Source organism: Streptomyces mangrovi (genome assembly GCF_900114215.1).
GTDB lineage: Bacteria > Actinomycetota > Actinomycetes > Streptomycetales > Streptomycetaceae > Streptomyces > Streptomyces barkulensis.
On sequence record NZ_FOSG01000002.1, the window covers coordinates 338285 to 357243 of the forward strand.

An 18959-nucleotide genomic window follows, 5' to 3' on the forward strand; every position below is an offset into this window, starting at 1 on the left:
CACACCGCCGCCCCCGGGCCGTGCTCTCCCGGGGGCGGCGGTGGTGGTGCGAAGGCGGTGTGGCGCCGGAGGTCTTCGATCGCTCCTCAGCCGCAGGCCTTCTTCAGAGCTTCGCCGAGTGCATCCGCCTCGTCAGGGGTGAGCTCGACGACGAGTCGTCCACCGCCTTCGAGCGGAACGCGCATGATGATGCCCCGCCCCTCCTTGGTCACCTCGAGCGGGCCATCGCCCGTCCGCGGCTTCATGGCCGCCATGCTCGTTCCCCTTCCTGAAACCAGCTGATCTCAGCCGGGCAACCCAGGTGTCGCCGGCGTCGAACACATTGCTTCCCGGCCATTATCCCGCATCGCACGACCTCGTGACCAACATCGGTCCGTATCCCTTGCACAACACCCTCGCGCAAAACCACCCAATTCGGGGATCAGACTGCAATACTGCGCCCTTTCTCCCCCCGGAGAGCACCGCGGCCGTTTGACGCAGGTCACACGCGGCTCGTGTACGGACCCGTACCGGCCCCCGCCGTTCCTTGCCATGCTGGCCCCCATGTCAGACAACGTCGTCTACGAAGTGTCCGGAGGGCTGGCGACCGTCACCCTCAACCGCCCCGACGCCATGAACGCGCTCGACACCGCGCTCAAGGAGGCGCTGCGGGACGCTCTGCGGGAGGCGGCCGGCGACCCGGCCGTACGCGCGGTGCTGCTGACCGGCAACGGGCGGGCCTTCTGCGTCGGGCAGGACCTCAAGGAGCACGTCGAGGAGCTGCGGCGCAGCGGCGGCGGCGCGCTGGACACCGTGCGGGAGCACTACAACCCGATCACCCTGGCGATCGCCTCCATGCCCAAGCCGGTGGTGGCGGGCGTCAACGGCGTCGCGGCCGGCGCCGGGGCGGGGTTCGCCTTCGCCGCCGACTACCGGGTGGTCGCCGACACCGCCTCCTTCAACACCTCCTTCGCCGGGGTGGCGCTCACCGCCGACTCCGGGGTGTCCTGGACCCTGCCGCGCCTGGTCGGCCCGGGCCGCGCCGCCGAACTGCTGCTCTTCCCGCGCAGCGTGAAGGCGCGGGAGGCCCTGGAGCTGGGCATCGCCAACCGGGTCGTCCCGGCCGACCGGCTGGCGGCCGAGGCCGAGGACGCGGCGCGGCGGCTCGCCGAGGGGCCGACGGTCGCGTACGCCGCGCTCAAGGAGTCCCTCGCCCACGGCTCCTCGCACTCACTGGCCGAGACGCTGGAGAAGGAGGCCGAACTGCAGGCCCGGGCCGGCGCCTCGGAGGACCACAAGGCCGCGGTGGAGGCGTTCGTCGCCAAGGAGAAGCCCGTCTACCGCGGCCGCTGACGCCCCGTCGGAGAGCGTCCCGCGCCCGGGGTCACCGCGCACGGAACACCGGGCGCGGGACGCCGTGCTCAGCCGGCGGGGCGCGGGGCGCGGGCGCAGCAGTCCGACAGGTGGTCGTCGACCAGGCCGCACGCCTGCATCAGGGCGTAGGCCGTGGTGGGACCGGTGAAGCGGAAGCCGCGCTTCTTCAGCTCTTTGGACAGCGCCGTGGACTCCGGTGTGATCGCGGGCACCTCGGCGAGCGTGCGCGGCGCTCGGCGGCCTGCCGGGTCGGGGGCGTGGGACCACACCAGGGCGTCCAGTTCGCCCGGCTCCCACCGGGCGGCGACCCTGGCGTTGGCGATGGTCGCGTCGATCTTGGCACGGTTGCGGATGATGCCCGGATCGGCGAGCAGCCGTTCCCGGTCGGCGTCGGTGAACTCCGCCACCCGCGCGATCCGGAAGCCCGCGAACGCCGCCCGGAAACCCTCCCGGCGGCGCAGGATGGTCAGCCAGGACAGCCCGGACTGGAACGCCTCCAGGGACAGCCGCTCGAACAGCGCGTCGTCGCCGTGCACCGGGCGGCCCCACTCGGTGTCGTGGTAGGCGGTGTAGTCCTCGGTGGACAGGCCCCACGGGCAGCGCAGCCGCCCGTCCGGCCCGGGGAGCGCCGTGCCCTCGGCGGTCACCGCGCCTCCCCCGGGCCGCCGGGCTCTTCGCCGAAAGCCGTGCCGGTGCCGGGACGGTCCCCGGGGCCGCCGCCGGGCTCGCCGAACATGTCGGGCCCGCCCAGCGCGGTCGCCTGCGCGCCCGCCAGCGACGCCTCCAGCTCGGCGATCCGGGCGTCGCGCTCGGCCAGTTCGGCGCCGAGCCGGTCCAGCACGTCGTCGACCTCCTCCATCCGGTAGCCCCGTACGGCCTGCGGCAGCCGCAGCGCGTCCAGGTCGGAGCGGTTCAGGGGACGGTCGGGCGGCAGCCAGGCCTCCGTCCGGTCCGGCAGGGCGTCGGCGAGTCCGCCCGTCGCGGTGCGGCCCGGCCCGTCGCCGCCCCCCGCCACGGCCAGCGCGACCGCGGCGACCACCACGACCAACGCGATCAGCAGAAACCAGAACACGCCATCTCCCCGGGTCCGACACGCCAAACGGCAGGTACAGGTCTGCCGTGATCGTGCCACGACGGGGCGGCTAGTGTCGGCTGCGGGGCACTGTGCGGTGCCGGGGACCGCGGGAGGAGAGGACAGCGGATGCTGCGGCTGGGACGGCGTGAGTTCGGCGAGCACGAGACGGTGGTCATGGCCATCGTGAACCGGACTCCGGACTCCTTCTACGACCGGGGCGCCACCTTCCGCGACGAACCGGCCCTGGACCGGGTCGAGCAGGCGGTCGCCGAGGGCGCCGCCATCATCGACATAGGGGGTGTGAAGGCCGGCCCCGGCGAGGAGGTCTCCGCCGAGGAGGAGGTGCGGCGCACCGCGGGTTTCGTCGCCGAGGTGCGGCGGCGCTGGCCGGACGTGGTGATCAGCGTGGACACCTGGCGGCACGAGGTGGGCGAGGCGGTCTGCGAGGCGGGCGCGGACCTGCTCAACGACGCCTGGGGCGGCGTGGATCCGAAGCTGGCCGAAGTGGCGGCGCGGTACGGCGCCGGGCTGGTGTGCACCCACACCGGCGGCGCCGCGCCGCGCACCCGCCCGCACCGGGTGGCGTACGACGACGTCATGGCCGACGTGCTGCGCCGCACGGTCGCGCTCGCCGAACGCGCGGTCGCGGCCGGAGTGCGGCGGGACGCGGTGCTGATCGACCCCGGCCACGACTTCGGCAAGAACACCCGCCACTCGCTGGAGGTGACCCGGCGGCTGGAGGAGATGGTGGCCACCGGGTGGCCGGTGCTGGTGTCGCTGTCCAACAAGGACTTCGTCGGGGAGACCCTGGACCGGCCCGTCAAGGAGCGGCTGACCGGGACCCTGGCCACGACCGCGGTCTCCGCCTGGCTGGGAGCGCGGGTCTACCGCGTCCACGAGGTGGCCGAGACCCGGCAGGTGCTCGACATGGTGGCCTCCATCGCGGGTCTGCGCCCTCCGGCCGTGGCCCGCCGCGGCCTGGCCTGAGCCCTTCTCCGGGCGGGGCGGGCCCGGGCGGGCGGACCGGTCAGTCCGGGTCCTCCGCCCTGAACCCCTCCCCCGGCGCGCCCTTGCCGGAGGTCTCCTTGGTGACCAGCGCGATCGCCTCGTCCACGTCGTCGGTGAGGTGGAAGAGCTCCATGTCGTGCGCGCCGATCTTCCCGCTGGGCACGACGGTGGCACGCAGCCAGTCCACCAGCCCCCGCCAGTAGTCCGTGCCGAACAGCACGATCGGGAAGCGGGTGACCTTCCGCGTCTGGACCAGGGTGATCGCCTCGAACAGCTCGTCCATCGTGCCCATGCCGCCCGGCAGGACGACGAAGCCGCTGGCGTACTTCACGAACATCGTCTTGCGCACGAAGAAGTAGCGGAAGTTGACGCCGATGTCGACGTACCGGTTCATCCCCTGCTCGAAGGGCAGCTCGATGCCCAGGCCGACCGAGGTGCCGCCCGCCTCCCTGGCGCCCTTGTTGGCCGCCTCCATCGCGCCCGGGCCGCCGCCGGTGATCACCGCGAAGCCGGCTTCCACCAGCGCCCGTCCGATCCGCACCCCGGCCTCGTACTCGGGCGATCCCCCGGGCGTGCGCGCCGAGCCGAAGACGCTGATGGCGGGGCCGATCTCGGTCAGGGTGCCGAAGCCCTCGACGAACTCCGACTGGATGCGCATGACCCGCCACGGGTCCTGGTGCAGCCAGTCCGAGGGGCCGGCGGTGTCCAGCAGACGCTGGTCGGTGGTGCTGTGCTGCATCTGGCCGTGGCGGCGCAACACCGGTCCGAAACGCTGCTCCCGCGGCGCGTCCCCCTGCTCGAACTCCTCCGCACTGGCCATGCCGTACTCCCTATGTCTACGCCGACGTACAGGCCGCCAGGGTACGCAGGCCCGGATCACGTGGAGCGGAACTTCCCCGGACGCACCGGCGGCCACCGGATGTCGCGGGGCCCGCACCGGCGTGCGGGCCCCGCGGATCAGCCGATACCCGGCGGGTCAGGCGGTAAGCCAGGCGCGCAGCCGCTCCTCGCAGTGGCCGATCAGGTCCGTGTCGACCCTCTCGTCCCGCTTGTGCGCCAGATTCGGGTCCCCGGGGCCGTAGTTGACGGCGGGCACGCCCAGCGCGCTGAACCGGGAGACGTCGGTCCAGCCGTACTTCGGCCGCGCCTCGCCGCCGACCGCCTCGACGAAGGCCGCCGCGGCGGGGTGCGTCAGACCGGGCCGCGCCGGGCCGGAACTGTCCTCCACCTCGAACCGCGCCACACCGCAGTCGGCGAACACCTCCCGCACATGGGCGAGCGCCTCCTGTTCGGTGAGGTCGGGCGCGTAGCGGTAGTTGACGGTCACGGTGCACTCGTCGGGGATGACGTTGCCCGCGACGCCGCCGGTGATCCCCACGGCGTTGAGGCCCTCGCGGAACTCCAGCCCGTCGACCACCGGCCGCCTGGGCTCGTACGCGGCCAGCCGGGCCAGGACCGGCGCGGCGGCGTGGATGGCGTTGGCGCCCTTCCAGCTCCGCGCCGAGTGGGCGCGCTGACCGGCCATGCGCAGCCCGACCCGCAGCGTGCCCTGGCAGCCGCCCTCGACCTGCCCCTCGGAGGGCTCCAGCAGCACCGCGAAGTCCCCGGCCAGCCAGTCGGGACGGTCGTCGGCCAGGTGGCCCAGACCGTTGAGGTGGGCCGCGACCTCCTCGTTGTCGTAGAAGACGAAGGTCAGGTCGCGGTTGGGCTCGGGCACGGTGGCGGCGATCCTGAGCTGAACGGCGACCCCGGCCTTCATGTCGGAGGTGCCGCAGCCCCACAGCACGCCGTCCTCCAGCCGCGAGGGCACGTTGTCCGCGATCGGCACGGTGTCGATGTGCCCGGCGAGGACGACCCGTTCGGCCCGGCCGAGTGCGGTACGGGCGACGACGTTGTTGCCGTACCGGTCCACGCGCAGGTGCGGCAGGGCGCGCAGCGCGGTCTCGATCGCGTCCGCGAGCGGTTTCTCGTCTCCGCTGACCGAGGGGATGTCGACCAGGCGCGCGGTCAGCGACGCCCCGTCCAGGCTCAGGTCCAGGACCGGGACCGGGTCCGGGTCCGGGTCCGGGACCGGGTCCTCCCGGGGGGCGGTTCCTGGGATTTCGGGAGCACTCTCCATGCGGCCGACCCTACCTGGCGTCCTTCCGTGGGATCCGCGTCACGTCCGGGTCCCGGACCCGGCGGGGCCGGTACCTTTGTCGCGTGTCCGAGCGAGCTTCAACTCCGCGCCGCGGCAGGCTGCTGCGCCTGGCCGCCGCGTGCGTCGTACTGCTCGGACTCGCCGGGTACCTCCTCGTGCGCCACGACCCCGGCGGGTCCGGACCGGCACGCTGCACCGTGACCGCGGCCGGCGGCGAGCCGTACGTCATCGAACCGCAGCAGGCCGCCAACGCCTCGACCATCCAGGCCGTCGCCTCCGCCCGCGGGCTGCCCGAGCGGGCCGTCACCATCGCCCTGGCCACGGCCATGCAGGAGTCGGCGCTGCGCAACATCGACTACGGCGACCGCGACTCCGTCGGCCTCTTCCAGCAGCGGCCCTCCCAGGGCTGGGGGACCGCGGAGCAGATCATGGACCCGGTGTACTCGGCCGGGAAGTTCTACGAGCACCTGGTGGAGATCCCGGGCTACTCCCGGCTGCCCCTGACCGTCGCCGCCCAGCGGGTGCAGCGCAGCGGCTTCCCCGACGCCTACGCCAAGCACGAGCCCCGGGCGGCGCTTCTGGCGGCCGCGCTGACCGGCCGCCGGGCCGCGGCCCTGAGCTGCGTGCCCGCGAAGGCCGCTCCGAAGGAGACGGCCGCCGGCGACCCGGTGCGGGTGCGCGAGCGGCTGGTCCGCGAGTTCGGCGCGGACGTCCTGCCGGACGCCCCCGGCATCGACGGCGGCGGCGCCGGGCGCAGCGCGCCCGGCCCGGTGGTCTCCGTCCCCGTCCACACCCCGGCGCGCACCGGCGAGGCGGACGCCGACCGCCGCGGCTGGGAACTGGCGCACTGGGCCGTGGCCCACTCCCAGGAGCTCGGGATCGAGCGCGTCTCCTACGGGAAGCGGGTCTGGGAGGCCGGCCGGGCCGCCGAGGGCTGGCGCACGGCCGGGGACGGCACGGGCACCGAGGTCGTCATAGCCACCTCGCGCTGACCTCCGTCTCCGTCCCGGCGTCGCGTCACCGCACGGCGCCGGGGCGGGGCCGGGGGCGTCCGCCGCGTCACCGCACTGCGTCTCGCCCCATCACCCGAACGGGGGATCGTGCGCCACGGCGGCCAAGCCCTCGGAAGCCATCGGCGCGGCCGCCGGCCCGGCCCGGCGAGATCACGGAAAACCCATGGCCGCACCGGGGTCCGGTGCTCCCCCGGAGCTCCTCGGAGCGGCCCCGCCCTCCGCCTCACCCACCGCCGGAGCGACCCGCTCATTGCCAATCCTTTACCCGGACGGCCGCAACCTCCGGGCCCCCCGGCCCGATAGGCACAGCGTCCGGGGGGCGCCGCCCCGGCCGGATGCGCAACGACGCCCTCCGGGCCCGACGGCCCGCGGGAAACCTCAGCAAGCCTCTTCTCCGTCGAAGGAGCAACATGTCCCTCCCCCTCTCGCGCCGGATCGCACGGACCGCGCTGCTGGTCGCAGCGGGTGCCGCCTCCGCAGTCGGTGCGGCCGGTTCCGCGAACGCCGCCGAACTCCTGCCGTCCGCCAAGAACCTGGGCGGAGTGAGCAACCTGGACGGCGCGAACCTGGGCGACACCATCGACGACACCTCGCGCAAGGCGGGCAGCCAGGTGGCCGACACCGGCAGCAAGGCCGTGCAGAAGACCGTGCCGGCCGCGGGCAGGACCGTCGGAGCCGCGGGCAAGGCCGCCGTCCCCGCCGTGCGGAAGACCGCCGACGACACGGTGGAGACCGCCGGCTCCCTCCTCGGTGAGGCCACCGGGCCCGCCACCGGCGGCAAGGGGAAGGCCACCGGGGCGGGCAAGGCCGTCAAGTCCGCCAAGGGCAAGGTGCCCGCCGTCGGCAAGCAGGTGAAGGCCGACTCGCTGACCGACGGCCTGCCGGCGGTCGGCAAGCTGCCGCCGGTCGGCAAGAACCTGCCGCTGCTCTGACACCGCTCCGGCGTCGGCGCCGGACGGCGCAGGCGCCGCGGACGGGTGGGGCCCGGGGATCGAGCGATCCCCGGGCCCCACCCGCTCCTCCCCGCGCACCTCACGCGGTCAGGCGCCGCACCGCCTCCCCGACACGCTCGTCGGTGGCGGTGAAGGCGACCCGTACGAACCGCTCGCCCGCGGAGCCGTAGAAGTCGCCGGGCGCCACCAGCACACCGCGCCGGGCCAGTTCCCCGACCGTGTCCCAGCAGGGCTCGTCGCGCGTCGCCCACAGGTACAGAGACGCCTCGCTGTGCTCGATCCGGAAACCGCTCGCCCGAAGCGCCGTGCGCAGCGCCGCGCGCCGTGCCGCGTAGCGCTCGCGCTGTTCGGCCACGTGCGCGTCGTCGCCGAGCGCCGCCACCGTGGCGGCCTGCACCGGGGCGGGCACCATCATCCCGCCGTGCTTGCGCACCCGCAGCAGCTCCTCCAGGATCGCCTCGTCCCCGACCAGGAACGCCGCCCGGTAGCCGGCCAGGTTGGAGCGCTTGGACAGCGAGTGGACGGCGACGATGCCCTCGTGGCTGCCGCCGCAGACGTCCGGGTGGAGGACGGAGACCGGTTCGGCCTCCCAGCCCAGCTCCAGGTAGCACTCGTCGCTGAAGACCAGCACCCCGTGCTCGCGCGCCCAGGCGACGGTGGCCCTCAGCTCCTCCTTGGGCAGCACCCGGCCGGTGGGGTTGGAGGGGGAGTTCAGCCACAGCAGCCGCAGGCCCTCGGGGTCCAGCTCGCGCGGCGATTCGTCGTAGGCGACCGGCTCGGCGCCCGCCAGCCGCGCCCCCACCTCGTACGTCGGGTACGCCAGCCGCGGGTACGCCACCCTGTCCCCGCCCGCTTCCCCGCCGGCGCCGCCCTTGAGGCCGAGCTGGACCGGCAGCCAGGCCACCAGTTCCTTGGAACCGACGACCGGCAGGACGTGGGTGTGCGCCAGCCCCCGGGCGCCCAGCCGCCGCTCGCTCCAGCCGACGATCGCGTCCCGCAGCTCGGCCGTGCCCCAGACCGTCGGGTAGCCGGGGCTGTCGGCGGCCCCGGCCAGCGCCCGGCGGACCACTCCGGGCACCGGGTCGACGGGGGTGCCCACGGACAGGTCCACGATGCCGTCGGGGTGTTCGGCCGCGGTCTTCTTGTACGGCTCCAGCCGGTCCCACGGGAAGACCGGCAGGCGTGAGGACAGGGGTGGCACTTGACTTCGCTCTCTTTCCTGGAAAAGCCCCGGTCCCGCACGGCTGCGGGGCCGTACGGGACCGGGGTCAGTGCTGCGGGTGGCGCGGGGTCACTCGTCGTGGCTCTGCGGCGGCAGCGCGGCGACGAAGGGGTGGTCGCGCTCGATCAGCCCGAGCTTGCTGGCGCCGCCGGGCGAGCCCAGCTCGTCGAAGAACTCGACGTTGGCCTTGTAGTAGTCCTTCCACTCCTCCGGGACGTCGTCCTCGTAGAAGATCGCCTCCACCGGGCAGACCGGCTCACAGGCCCCGCAGTCGACGCATTCGTCCGGGTGGATGTACAAGGACCGCTGGCCCTCGTAGATGCAGTCGACGGGGCACTCCTCGATGCATGCCTTGTCCTTCAGGTCCACACAAGGCTCCGCGATGACGTAGGTCACGCTGTCGTTCCTCCTCGGTAGGGCGCGGGCAGCCGGTCCGGTTGTGGCTGAGCCGCGTGGCGCGCGGGAGCGCGGCGTCGTCGATGCCCGCCTCTAGTATCTCCGTTCCCGGGCAGGAGACGAACAGGAGGGGTGACAACGATCGTGGAGTTCACCGTGGGCGGACGACTCGAGCTTCGCATCAGCGCCGATGACGTGGGGAAACGTGTCTCGGTGCGCAGTCTGACCGGTTCCGCGGACACCGGTGCCGCCTTCACCGACACGGTCGGCGTTCTCACATCCTGGAAAGACGGTGTGCTCTCCGTCACACGGCGTGGCGGGCAGAGCGTGGTGATCGAGGAGTCGGCCCTGGTCGCGGGGAAGACCGTGCCCGCCGAGCCCGCCCGCCGCCGCGGCCCGGCGGCGGGGGTGCGGGAGCTGGCGAAGGCGGCGGCACGCGGCTGGCCCGCGGTGGAGACCGCCCGCCTGGGCGAGTGGCTGCTGCGGGCCTCCGGCGGCTTCACCGGCCGTGCCAACTCCGTCCTCCCCCTGGGCGACCCCGGCACGGACCTGGACGCCGCCCTGGCCGAGGCCGTGCGCTGGTACGGCGAGCGCGGGCTGCCCGCGCTGATCCAGGTCGCCACGGGCGCCGCCGGGGCCGACGAACTGCTGGCCGCCGAGCTGGAGCGGCGCGGCTGGACGGCCGAACGGTTCGCGGTCTTCTGCACCGGGGCGCTCGCGCCGCTGGCCGACCGCGAGCCGGACGGCCGGGTGAGGCTGTCGCGGCAGCCGGACGCGGCCTGGCTGTCCGCCTACGGCCGCGGCGCCCGGGCAGCGGCCCGCGACGCGCTGAAGGTGCTGGCCGGCGGCCCGTCGGTGTGGTTCGCCACCGTGCCGGGAGACGGTCCGCGGGACGCCCCGGCGGCCATCGGGCGGTGCGTGGTGGACGGCCGGTGGGCGGGGTTCGCCGCCGTCGAGACCGCCCCGGAGCGGCGGCGCGAGGGGCTGGCCACGGCGGTGATGGCCGAGCTGGCCCGCACGGCGCTGGCGGAGGGCGCCTCGGCCGCGTACCTCCAGGTTGAGCCGGACAACACCATCGCACGGGCGATGTACGCCAGGATGGGCTTCACCGACCATCACTCCTACCACTACCGCCGGGCGCCGCGCGGCTGAGCCGGGCAGGGAGGGCCTGTGGACAGTCCGGACATCGCGGGAGCCGACTCGGTGCGGGAGCGCTTCGCACGGGCGGCGCGGGCCGAGCGGCCCGATCTGGCGCTGCTGTGCCTGCTGATCGGCGCCGAGGCCGATCCCGCCGTACGTGCGGAGGGCGGCAAGGGCGTGGACGGCCTCGTCGACGCCGCCCAGATCGAACTGGACCGGCTGACGGGCCTGCTGCCGTACGCGCCCTCGCACACCCCCGCGCAGTGGGCGCACGCCCTGGCCGAACTGCTCGGCGGGCGCCACGGCTTCCACGGCACGCCCGCCGACTACCGCCGGCTGGAGTCCTCGCTCCTGAACGAGGTCCTCAGGCGGCGGCGCGGACTGCCGATCCTGCTGTCGGTGGTGTGGCTGGAGGTCGCGCGCCGGGCGGGCGCGCCGGTGTACGGGGTCGCCCTGCCCGGGCACTTCGTGGTCGGCTTCGGCGATCCCCGCGGCGAGCACGTCCTCGCCGACCCCTTCGCGGGCGGTCTGCCGCTGACCGGGCAGGACGTCGAACTGCTGGTGGCGGGCACGGCGGGAACGCCGCTGTCGGAGGCGATGCTCCAGCCGGCCGGCCCCGTGGAGATCGTGCTGCGGGTGCTGAACAACATCCGCGCGTGGGCGGCGGCCCGCCCCGAGCACACCGACGTCCAGCTGTGGGCGGTGGAGCTGTCCCTGCTGCTGCCGCACCACCCGGCCCGGCTGCGCTACGAGCGGGCACGACTGCTGGTGGAGCGGGGCGACTTCACCGGCGGCGCGCGGGAGCTGGAGGAGTACGCCGACATGGTCGCCGCGATGGAGCCCAACGCCGCGACCGTCGTGCGCCGCGAGGCGCGGGCGGCCCGTTCCCGGCTCAACTAGTGCCACGCCGACCGGGATCCGCCCCGGCCGGCGCGACTGTGGCGCCGGCCGGGGCGGGCCCGCCCGCTACCGCGGGTCGAGCTCGATGACGCCGACCCGCTTGGCCGGGTCCGTCTGGCGGAGCGCCTCGCGCAGCGCGCCGGCGACGTCCTGGGGGGTGACCGGCGTCTTGGTCCCGTTGCCGCGGGTGATCAGGATGCCGTCGAAGGTGCTGCCGTACAGCTCCTTGAGCACCTTGAGGTCGTAGGTGTCCACGAGCTTGCCGTTCACCGGCTTCATCGACAGGAACTTCGGCAGCGACCCGGTGGGGCTGAACGGGATCGACCTGTCGCCCGCCCTCACCGTGACCAGCCCGGACATCGCCGGATCGCCGAACTCCCGGATCGCCCTGTCGATCTCCTCCTGGTCGACCGAGGGCTGTGCGAGGGCGACCGGCAGCTCGACCGCCTCGCTCCTCCCGGTGGCCACCTGCGTCCGGTAGGCGTCCTCCAGCACACCGGCGCCCTTGTCGGCGTCGACCTGCTTGGACGGCTTGCCGGGGACGCCGACGGCCTTGCCTCCGGCGAACTTCACCATTCCGTCCCGCGGCGCGCCGCCGGACGATCCGGCGAGGTCCTTCAGCGCCGCCGTGAGCTTCTCCTCGTCGACCTTGAAGACCGGCTCGGCCTGCCGGGCGCCGCCGAGGAGGGATCCGATCACGGAGACGGGGTTGTAGTCCCGCCCCGAGGCGCCCCGCACGGTGTTCTCGGTGTCCAGCGACAGGCCCGCGACGCTCGGCTTGAGCGTCTTCTGCTCGCCCTCCACCTCCAGGACCAGGGGCATACGGGCCCGCTCGCCGAGAACGGCGTCGAGCTTGTTCATCGCCTCGTCCTTGGCCGTGCCGCCGATGTCCACACCGAGCACGGTGGTGCCGTTGGGGACGTCGGCGTGGTCCAGCAGCAGGCCCGCGCCGTAGGCGACGCCGAGCACGCCGAAGGTGGCGACGCCGAGCAGGACCAGCTTGGAGCGGCCCCGCTTGGCGGGGGCCGGCGCGGGCGGCCGGGAGTCGTGGTCGTCCGCCGAGGGGGCGGGCCGGCCGTCGTCGTCGGCCGCGGGCACCCGCGGGATGCCGCTGACCAGGGTGTCGCCGAAGGCCCTGTCGCCGGCGGGGCCGGGGCCCGGGGCCGCGGAGGGGCCGGGGGCCGCCGCCGGGTCCGCCGGGAAGCCGGGCCCGTCGGCGGGGCCGCCGAGGTCGAGCGCCGGTCCGCCGGTGCGCGGCGGCTCGGGCGCGGTGGCGGGGCCGGGGGCCGGAGCCATGTCGGGACCGGGGGCCGCGGACACGGTGGGCTGCGGCCCGGTGTCGCCCGGACCGGGCGGCGGCACGGCGCCGCCCTGCTGCCGGAATCCCGGCGGCAGCAACGGCATTCCGCCGGTGGCCGGTCCGGTGGTCGGCCCGCTGGGGCCCTCGCCCCGGGCCGGCGGCGGCGCGGCGGGGAAGCCGTGCGGCCCGGTGCCCTCCGGTCCGGACGGCGGTGTGCCGACCGGGCGGACGCCGATCGGTCCGGTGTCCGCCAGGTCGGCCGAGAAGCCGTGGGGCGGGGTGTCGGTGCGCTGCCGCGGCGGTCCCGCGGGGGCCGCGGCCCCCGGGGCGGGCGCGCCGCCGGGTCCGCCGGCGGGGTCGCCCTGCGCGCCGCCGGACGGGGACTTGCGCGGGGCGAACCACGAACTGGTCGGCTTTCCGCCGCCGTTGGCCGAGGGGCCCCCCGGTCCGGGCGAACCCGGCCTTCCGGGCGCCCCGTTCGGCCCCGGCGTACCCGCCGTGAACGGCGCCCCACCGCCCGGGGCGCCCGACGGACCGCCCGGCCCCGCCGTGCTCCCGTCGGCGCCGGACGTCTCACCGCCGGTCTCCTCGCCGCTCTCACCACCGGCCTCGCCGACGGGCTTGCGCACGACGACGGGCGGGATGGGGCGGGAACCCGGGATGTTGATCCGGATACGGGTGGTCAGCGTGGTCTCGGTCTTCGGCTCGCCCGGCTGCGCGGTGGGCTCGCCCGCCGGTGCGGGGTACGGCTCGCTCCCCGGCGGGTGGGCGGCACCGCCCCGCGCCTGGGGCCCGGAGGACGAACTGTCAGTTTCACGGCTCAATGCAGGATCTCCCGGTTGGATTCGCCGCCCGTCATGGTTCCGATCGGCTCGCACGAGCGGCTCGCCGGCGCGCACCACCTTACTGGGAGGCCGCCGCCCGGGGCCCCGGGAGTGCCGAATCACCGCCCCGGCGGACCGTGTGTGCGGATGCCGCGCCGGTGTGTCGCCGCGCGGATTCCCCTCCGAGCGGGGGCCGGTTGTCGACCGGAGGCCGGTCGACAACCGGCCGTTTCACCGTCCTTTCACGAGATCCGCGGGGCCCGTGGTCCCCGCGGGCGGAAACTGCCCGGAGGGCGTGACCGTGGCGCAGATCACGGCGGCGAGCATCCCGCCCAGCAGGAAGAAGTAGGTGCCTGTCCCGGTGCCGAACAGGAAGTCGCCCTCGGGGCGCGACGCGGTCAGCAGCAGCACCACCAGCGTCCAGCCGGCCGCCGGAGCCGCCGCTCCGACCCTCGTGCCCGTCAGCCGCGCGCCGCCGTGGAACAGCGCGACGGACCCGCCGAGCGCCAGCAGCAGCCCCAGCGGGAACCAGCCGGCCTGGACGAGGGAGCCCGCGACGGCCACCGCGCCGCCCAGCACGGCCAGTACGGCGTACGCGGCGATCCGCGCCCCGCGTGCCCTCACCGCGCCCCCTCCGCGCCCCCGGCCGTCCCCACCAGCCCTTCGAAGAGGTCGCGCAGCGGCCCGCCGGGAGTCTCCGCGCCGTCGGCCAGCCTGAAGTGCTCGGTGTGCAGCAGCGGCTGGCCGAGCCGGTTGGACAGGGCGAAGGACTCGGGCGGCCCGGACGGGGAGTCGGCCACCACGATCTGGGTGGCGTGGGCTCGCATCGCCGCGGCCTTGGCAGCGGCCTCGGCCGCACCGCCCTCGACGACGGCGTCCACCTCGGCGTCGTCCACCACGCCGGGGACGTCCCCGGCCGAGGCGAGTTCGGGGAAGGGGCCGCCGCCCGCGGCGCGCAGACGGGCGAAGCCCTCCTCGACCACCGAGCGTGCCGCGCAGCTCCAGTAGACGCGCCCGACCCGGTGCGGTGTCCCGTCCCGCTCCGTGCGGTACGCGGGGTCGGCCGCCAGCTCCACCGCGCGCGTCGCGACCCGGTGGGCCTGGATGTGGTCGGGGTGGCCGTATCCGCCGTTCGGGTCGTAGGTGACCAGCACCTGGGGGCGCACCTGGCGGATCTCCTCGACGAGGTGGGAGGCCGCCTCGTCGACGTCCGCCCGCCAGAAGCAGTCGGGGCGCTCGTTGGCCGGGGTGCCGAACATCCCCGAGTCCCGGTAGCGGCCGGGGCCGCCCAGGAAGCGGTGGTCGGCCACACCCAGCTCCCGCATGGCGTGCCGCAGCTCGCCGATCCGGTGCGGCCCCAGCCCGTCCTCGCGGTCGGCCGCGAGATGTGCCAGGGCGGGCGGGATGACCTCGCCCTCCTCCCCCAGCGTGCAGGTCACCAGGGTGACCAGCGCACCCTCGGCGGCGTATCGGGCCATGGTGACGCCGTTGGTGATCGACTCGTCGTCGGGGTGCGCGTGGACCAGCATCAGGCGGCGCGCGGGAAGCTCGGTCATGAGGGCGAGCCTACGCCGCCGGTGTCAGAACTTGATGCTGCCGATCATGCCCGCGACGTTCGAGGTCAGTTCGCTGATGGTGGGAGCGATCGACGAGCTGGCCATGTAGAAGCCCAGGAGCATGCAGACCAGTGCGTGTCCGGTCTTCAGCCCTGATTTCTTGATCAGCAGGAAGACGATGATCGCCAGCAGCACCACCGCCGAAATCGAGAGTGCCACGGCGGTTCACCTCCAAGAGCGCGCGGTCGACACAGAATCAGGATGCTTGTACGACAGGGCAGTCCTGAAGCTACATACCCCGCCGCGAACCATGCGCAACGGATCATAACTTTCCGTGAGTCGGCACGGATCGGTGCACGGGTGCAGAAGAGGGGCGCACACCTGTGTGACCTTGGACACGTCCCCTTCTCCCAACCGGCCGCAGGGCCCCTCGAAAGGATTCCGAAGGGGCCCCGAAGAGGGCTCCGAAGAGGGCCCGAAGAGGGCTCCGAAGGCCCTCGGAGGACGCGTGGAGGATGCACGGGGACCGGCGGCGGGCGCACCGCGGGCGCACCCCGGGAGCACGGCCCCGCGACGCCGTACGCTCACCCCATGGTCATGTCGTTTCCACGCCAGTACGCCAGAACGCAGCGCTTCACCCTGGGGGCGCCGCGCGCCTTCACCGTGGCCCCGGACGGCTCCCGGATCGTCTTCCTCCGCTCCCGCGGCGGCACCGACCGGGCGAACCTGCTGTGGGTGAGGGATCTCGGCGGCCCCGGCCCGGACGGCAACGGGGAGGGGGACGGGGAGCGCGCGGTGGCCGATCCGGCGGAGCTGCTCGGCGGGGCGGACGAGGAGCTGTCGCCCGAGGAGCGCGCCCGGCGCGAGCGGAGCCGCGAGGGGTCGGCCGGGGTGGTCGGCTACGCGACCGACTCCGCGGTGGAGACGGCGGCCTTCGCCCTGTCCGGGCGGCTGTTCACCGCCGACCTGCGCACGGCCGCCGTACGCGAGCTGCCCACCCCGACCCCGGTGGTGGACCCCCGCCCCTGTCCGGACGGCCGGCGCGTCGCCTATGTGGCGGACGGCGCCCTGCGCGTGGCGGACCGCGACGGCGGGAGCGACCGGGCGGTGGCCGGGCCGGAGGAGACCCGCGGCGGCGGCCGTACGACCTGGGGTCTGGCGGAGTTCGCCGCGGCCGAGGAGATGGACCGCTCCCGGGGCTTTTGGTGGTCCCCGGACGGCACCCGGATGCTGGCCGCCCGGGTGGACGACTCGCCCGTGCGCCGCTGGTGGATCGCCGATCCGGCCAATCCCGAGAGCGAGCCGGCCGAGGTGGCCTACCCGGCCGCCGGCACGGACAACGCCGAGGTGACGCTCCACCTGCTCGACGTCGGGGACGGGGAGGACACCGAAGAGGTGGCCGGGGAGGCGGGCCGCACCGAGGTGGTCTGGGACCGCGTCCGCTACCCCTACCTGGCGCGCGTCCACTGGTCGGCCGCCGGGCCGCCCCTGCTGCTCGTCCAGTCGCGCGACCAGCGCAGCCACCTCTACCTGACCGTCGACACCGCCACCGGCCGCACCGCGCCGCTGCACGCGGACGAGGACCCTGCATGGCTGGAACTCTTCCCCGGCGTGCCCGTCTGGACGCCCGACGGGCGCCTGGTGCGGATCGCCGACGAGGGCGGGGCGCGCGTCCTGGTGGTCGGGGACCGGCCGCTGACCTCGGCCGCCCTGCACGTACGGGCGGTGCTGGACGTCGGCGACGAGGACGTGCTGTTCTCCGCCTCGGCCGGACCGGACGCGCCGAAGGACTCCCCCGTGGGCGAGATCGCCGTCTACCGGGCCTGGTTCCGCGGCAGTGGCGACCAGGGCGGCTGGGAGCGGGTCTCCCCCGAGGGCGGCGCGCACCTCGCCTCCGCCGTCCGCGGCGGGGACACCGTGGTGCTGTCCAGCGCGGCCCCGGACCGCCCCGGCGCCCGCGCCGAGGCGCTGCGCCTGCCCGAGACCGGCAAGGGCGCCCCGACGCCGCTGGCCGTCATCGCCTCCCACGCCGAGACGCCCGTGCTGACCGCCCGCCCCCGGCTGCTGCGCGCGGGCGCGCGGCGGATCCCGGCCGCCGTGCTGCTGCCCACCGGATATCGCGACGGCGACGGGGTGCTGCCGGTCCTGATGGACCCCTACGGCGGCCCGCACGGCCAGCGCGTGGTGGCCGCGCACAACGCGCACCTGACCTCGCAGTGGTTCGCCGACCAGGGGTTCGCCGTGGTGGTCGCGGACGGCCGCGGCACCCCCGGCAACTCCCCCGCCTGGGAGAAGGCGGTCGCGGGCGATCTGGCGGGCACCACCCTGGACGACCAGGTCGAGGCCCTGCACGCACTGGCCGAAAGCCACCCCCTGGACCTGGGCCGGGTCGGCATCCGCGGCTGGTCCTACGGCGGCTACCTGGCCGCGCTGGCCGTGCTGCGCCGCCCGGACGTCTTCCACGCGGCGGTGGCCGGCGCGCCCGTCACCGACTGGCGGCTGTACGACACCCACTACACCGAGCGCTACCTCGGCCTGCCCCAGGAGCGGCCAGAGGTGTACGCGGCCAACTCCCTGGTCACCGACGAGGGGCTGTCGGCGCCGGCCGATCCGCACCGGCCGCTGATGATCGTCCACGGTCTGGCCGACGACAACGTGGTGGCCGCCCACACCCTGCGGCTGTCCTCGGCGCTGCTGGCCGCGGGCCGTATGCACGAGGTGCTGCCGCTGTCCGGGGTGACGCACATGACCCCGCAGGAGCAGGTGGCCGAGAACCTGCTGCTGCTCCAGGTGGCCTTCCTCAAGAGGTCGCTGGGCGTGGCGTGACCGCACCGGGCCGCGCCCGGGCCGCACGCCGACACGACGCGGACGCCGCCGCGCCCCCGAAAGGGGCGCGGCGGCGTCCGCGTCGTGTCGGCGTGGTGCTCAGGACTCCTTGCCGGACCCGGCGGCCCCCGCGGACCCGGTGTCCCTGTGCTCCATGGCGACCAGGCCCGGGTCGAGGACGACCTCCCTGCCGCCCCCGGTGGTCCCCTCCTCCGGGAAGTGGCACGCCGTCAGGTGGCCCGGTGTGTTGCCCTCGATCTGCACCAGCGGCGGAGCCTCCGTGGCGCACTTGTCCTGCGCCTTCCAGCAGCGGGTGCGGAAGCGGCAGCCGGACGGCGGCGAGATGGGCGACGGCACGTCGCCGGCGAGGCGGATGCGCTCGCGCCCCTCGGTCTCGTCCTCGTCGCGCAGCACCGCCTCGGGGACGGCGGACAGCAGCGCGTGGGTGTAGGGGTGCCGCGGCCGGTTGTAGATCGACTCGCGGTCCCCGACCTCCACGATCTTGCCGAGGTACATCACCGCGACACGCTGCGAGAAGTGCCTCACGACCGCCAGGTCGTGCGCGATGAAGACGAAGGCGATGCCCATGTCCCGCTGCACCTGCTGGAGCAGGTTGACGACCTGCGCCTGGATGGAGACGTCCAGCGCGGAGACCGGCTCGTCGGCGACGATCAGCTTCGGCTCCAGGGCCAGTGCGCGGGCCACTCCGATGCGCTGGCGCTGACCGCCGGAGAACTCGTGCGGGAAGCGGTTGTAGTGCTCGGGGTTGAGCCCGACGATCTCCAGCAGCTCCTGGACCCGCTTCTCGCGGCCCCCGGGCGGGTTGATGCCGTTGATCTCCATCGGCCCGCTGATGATCTTGCCGACCGTCTGGCGCGGGTTCAGCGAGGAGTACGGGTCCTGGAAGATCATCTGGATCTCGGACCGGATCGGCGCCAGCTGCTTGCGCTTGGCGTGGGTGATGTCCTGGCCCCGGTAGTTGATCGTGCCGCCCGTCGGCTCCAGCAGCCGGGTCAGCAGCCGGCCGGTGGTCGACTTGCCGCAGCCGGACTCGCCGACGAGGCCGAAGCTCTCGCCCGCGAGCACGCTCATGTCGACCCCGTCCACGGCCTGGACCGCGCCGACGGTCCGCTTGATCGGGAAGCCGCCCTTGATCGGGAAGTGCTTGGTCAGCCCCTTGACCTCAAGCAGGGGCTCGCCTGTACCCGCGGCCGGGGCCGCCGGCCTGGTCAGGGTGAGTTCGTCGCTCATGT

The 18959-nt window shown here is 74.6% G+C and carries 19 protein-coding genes; 7 read left to right on the top strand and 12 right to left on the bottom strand.

The window, feature by feature from the left end; translation table 11 throughout:
* Positions 1-86 precede the first annotated feature (86 nt).
* Complete coding sequence (locus BM237_RS04245; protein ID WP_014137929.1) at positions 87-254, bottom strand: DUF3117 domain-containing protein; 168 nt, start codon at positions 252-254, stop codon at positions 87-89.
* 289 nt (positions 255-543) lie between these two features.
* Between BM237_RS04245 and chcB the strand changes: the two genes are divergently transcribed.
* Positions 544-1332: a 2-cyclohexenylcarbonyl CoA isomerase gene (chcB, locus tag BM237_RS04250; RefSeq protein WP_093848132.1), complete on the top strand. Its 789-nt coding sequence runs from the start codon at positions 544-546 to the stop codon at positions 1330-1332.
* A gap of 68 nt (positions 1333-1400) precedes the next feature.
* On the opposite strand, the gene BM237_RS04255 is transcribed toward chcB, so the two are convergent.
* Both BM237_RS04255 and BM237_RS04260 read right to left on the bottom strand, forming a co-directional pair.
* Positions 1401-2000 (bottom strand): DNA-3-methyladenine glycosylase I, encoded by a 600-nt coding sequence (locus tag BM237_RS04255; RefSeq protein ID WP_093847917.1) that lies wholly within the window; start codon positions 1998-2000, stop codon positions 1401-1403.
* Positions 1997-2425 (bottom strand): DivIVA domain-containing protein, encoded by a 429-nt coding sequence (locus BM237_RS04260; protein ID WP_093847919.1) that lies wholly within the window; start codon positions 2423-2425, stop codon positions 1997-1999. The genes BM237_RS04255 and BM237_RS04260 overlap by 4 nt, the downstream gene beginning before the upstream one ends.
* A gap of 129 nt (positions 2426-2554) precedes the next feature.
* Here BM237_RS04260 and folP point away from each other — a divergent pair, with 129 nt between their 5' ends.
* Positions 2555-3415 carry a dihydropteroate synthase gene (gene folP, locus BM237_RS04265; protein ID WP_093847921.1) on the top strand — a complete coding sequence of 287 codons (861 nt, stop codon included), beginning with the start codon at positions 2555-2557 and terminating at the stop codon, positions 3413-3415.
* Between the two features lie 40 nt (positions 3416-3455).
* Here the strand turns inward: folP and BM237_RS04270 are convergent, their stop codons facing one another.
* Both BM237_RS04270 and dapE read right to left on the bottom strand, forming a co-directional pair.
* Positions 3456-4256, bottom strand: coding sequence for an LOG family protein (locus BM237_RS04270; protein ID WP_093847923.1), 801 nt, complete (start codon positions 4254-4256; stop codon positions 3456-3458).
* A 156-nt stretch (positions 4257-4412) separates the two neighbouring features.
* The gene (gene dapE / locus BM237_RS04275; protein WP_093847925.1) at positions 4413-5555 is read right to left on the bottom strand and encodes a succinyl-diaminopimelate desuccinylase; all 1143 of its coding nucleotides are present in this window, start codon (positions 5553-5555) and stop codon (positions 4413-4415) included.
* A gap of 83 nt (positions 5556-5638) precedes the next feature.
* Between dapE and BM237_RS04280 the strand changes: the two genes are divergently transcribed.
* Positions 5639-6568 carry a VldE C-terminal domain-containing protein gene (locus tag BM237_RS04280; protein WP_175540878.1) on the top strand — a complete coding sequence of 310 codons (930 nt, stop codon included), beginning with the start codon at positions 5639-5641 and terminating at the stop codon, positions 6566-6568.
* A 431-nt stretch (positions 6569-6999) separates the two neighbouring features.
* Positions 7000-7521 (top strand): hypothetical protein, encoded by a 522-nt coding sequence (locus tag BM237_RS04285; protein ID WP_093847929.1) that lies wholly within the window; start codon positions 7000-7002, stop codon positions 7519-7521.
* Positions 7522-7621: 100 nt separating this feature from the next.
* Here the strand turns inward: BM237_RS04285 and dapC are convergent, their stop codons facing one another.
* Both dapC and fdxA read right to left on the bottom strand, forming a co-directional pair.
* Positions 7622-8743: a succinyldiaminopimelate transaminase gene (gene dapC / locus BM237_RS04290; protein WP_093847931.1), complete on the bottom strand. Its 1122-nt coding sequence runs from the start codon at positions 8741-8743 to the stop codon at positions 7622-7624.
* Positions 8744-8833: 90 nt separating this feature from the next.
* Positions 8834-9160: a ferredoxin gene (gene fdxA / locus BM237_RS04295; RefSeq protein WP_071372957.1), complete on the bottom strand. Its 327-nt coding sequence runs from the start codon at positions 9158-9160 to the stop codon at positions 8834-8836.
* Positions 9161-9304: 144 nt separating this feature from the next.
* Here fdxA and BM237_RS04300 point away from each other — a divergent pair, with 144 nt between their 5' ends.
* Positions 9305-10312: a GNAT family N-acetyltransferase gene (locus BM237_RS04300; RefSeq protein ID WP_093847933.1), complete on the top strand. Its 1008-nt coding sequence runs from the start codon at positions 9305-9307 to the stop codon at positions 10310-10312.
* Between the two features lie 18 nt (positions 10313-10330).
* On the top strand, positions 10331-11200 hold the full coding sequence (locus BM237_RS04305; RefSeq protein WP_175540879.1) for a transglutaminase family protein: 870 nt from the start codon (positions 10331-10333) through the stop codon (positions 11198-11200).
* Between the two features lie 66 nt (positions 11201-11266).
* Here the strand turns inward: BM237_RS04305 and BM237_RS04310 are convergent, their stop codons facing one another.
* The 4 genes from BM237_RS04310 to BM237_RS04325 all read right to left on the bottom strand — a co-directional run bounded on the left by BM237_RS04310 (position 11267) and on the right by BM237_RS04325 (position 15099).
* Positions 11267-13324: a peptidoglycan binding domain-containing protein gene (locus BM237_RS04310; protein ID WP_093847935.1), complete on the bottom strand. Its 2058-nt coding sequence runs from the start codon at positions 13322-13324 to the stop codon at positions 11267-11269.
* 231 nt (positions 13325-13555) lie between these two features.
* The gene (locus tag BM237_RS04315) at positions 13556-13948 is read right to left on the bottom strand and encodes a DUF6113 family protein (RefSeq protein ID WP_093847937.1); all 393 of its coding nucleotides are present in this window, start codon (positions 13946-13948) and stop codon (positions 13556-13558) included.
* Positions 13945-14880 carry an N-acetyl-1-D-myo-inositol-2-amino-2-deoxy-alpha-D-glucopyranoside deacetylase gene (mshB, locus tag BM237_RS04320; protein WP_093847939.1) on the bottom strand — a complete coding sequence of 312 codons (936 nt, stop codon included), beginning with the start codon at positions 14878-14880 and terminating at the stop codon, positions 13945-13947. The genes BM237_RS04315 and mshB overlap by 4 nt, the downstream gene beginning before the upstream one ends.
* A gap of 24 nt (positions 14881-14904) precedes the next feature.
* Positions 14905-15099, bottom strand: a complete 195-nt coding sequence (locus tag BM237_RS04325) for a hypothetical protein (RefSeq protein WP_093661216.1) — start codon at positions 15097-15099, stop codon at positions 14905-14907.
* Positions 15100-15477: 378 nt separating this feature from the next.
* On the opposite strand from BM237_RS04325, the gene BM237_RS04330 reads away from it, so the two are divergent.
* On the top strand, positions 15478-17706 hold the full coding sequence (locus tag BM237_RS04330) for a S9 family peptidase (RefSeq protein WP_245793392.1): 2229 nt from the start codon (positions 15478-15480) through the stop codon (positions 17704-17706).
* A 99-nt stretch (positions 17707-17805) separates the two neighbouring features.
* Here the strand turns inward: BM237_RS04330 and BM237_RS04335 are convergent, their stop codons facing one another.
* Positions 17806-18957, bottom strand: a complete 1152-nt coding sequence (locus tag BM237_RS04335; RefSeq protein WP_093847943.1) for an ABC transporter ATP-binding protein — start codon at positions 18955-18957, stop codon at positions 17806-17808.
* Positions 18958-18959 lie beyond the last annotated feature (2 nt).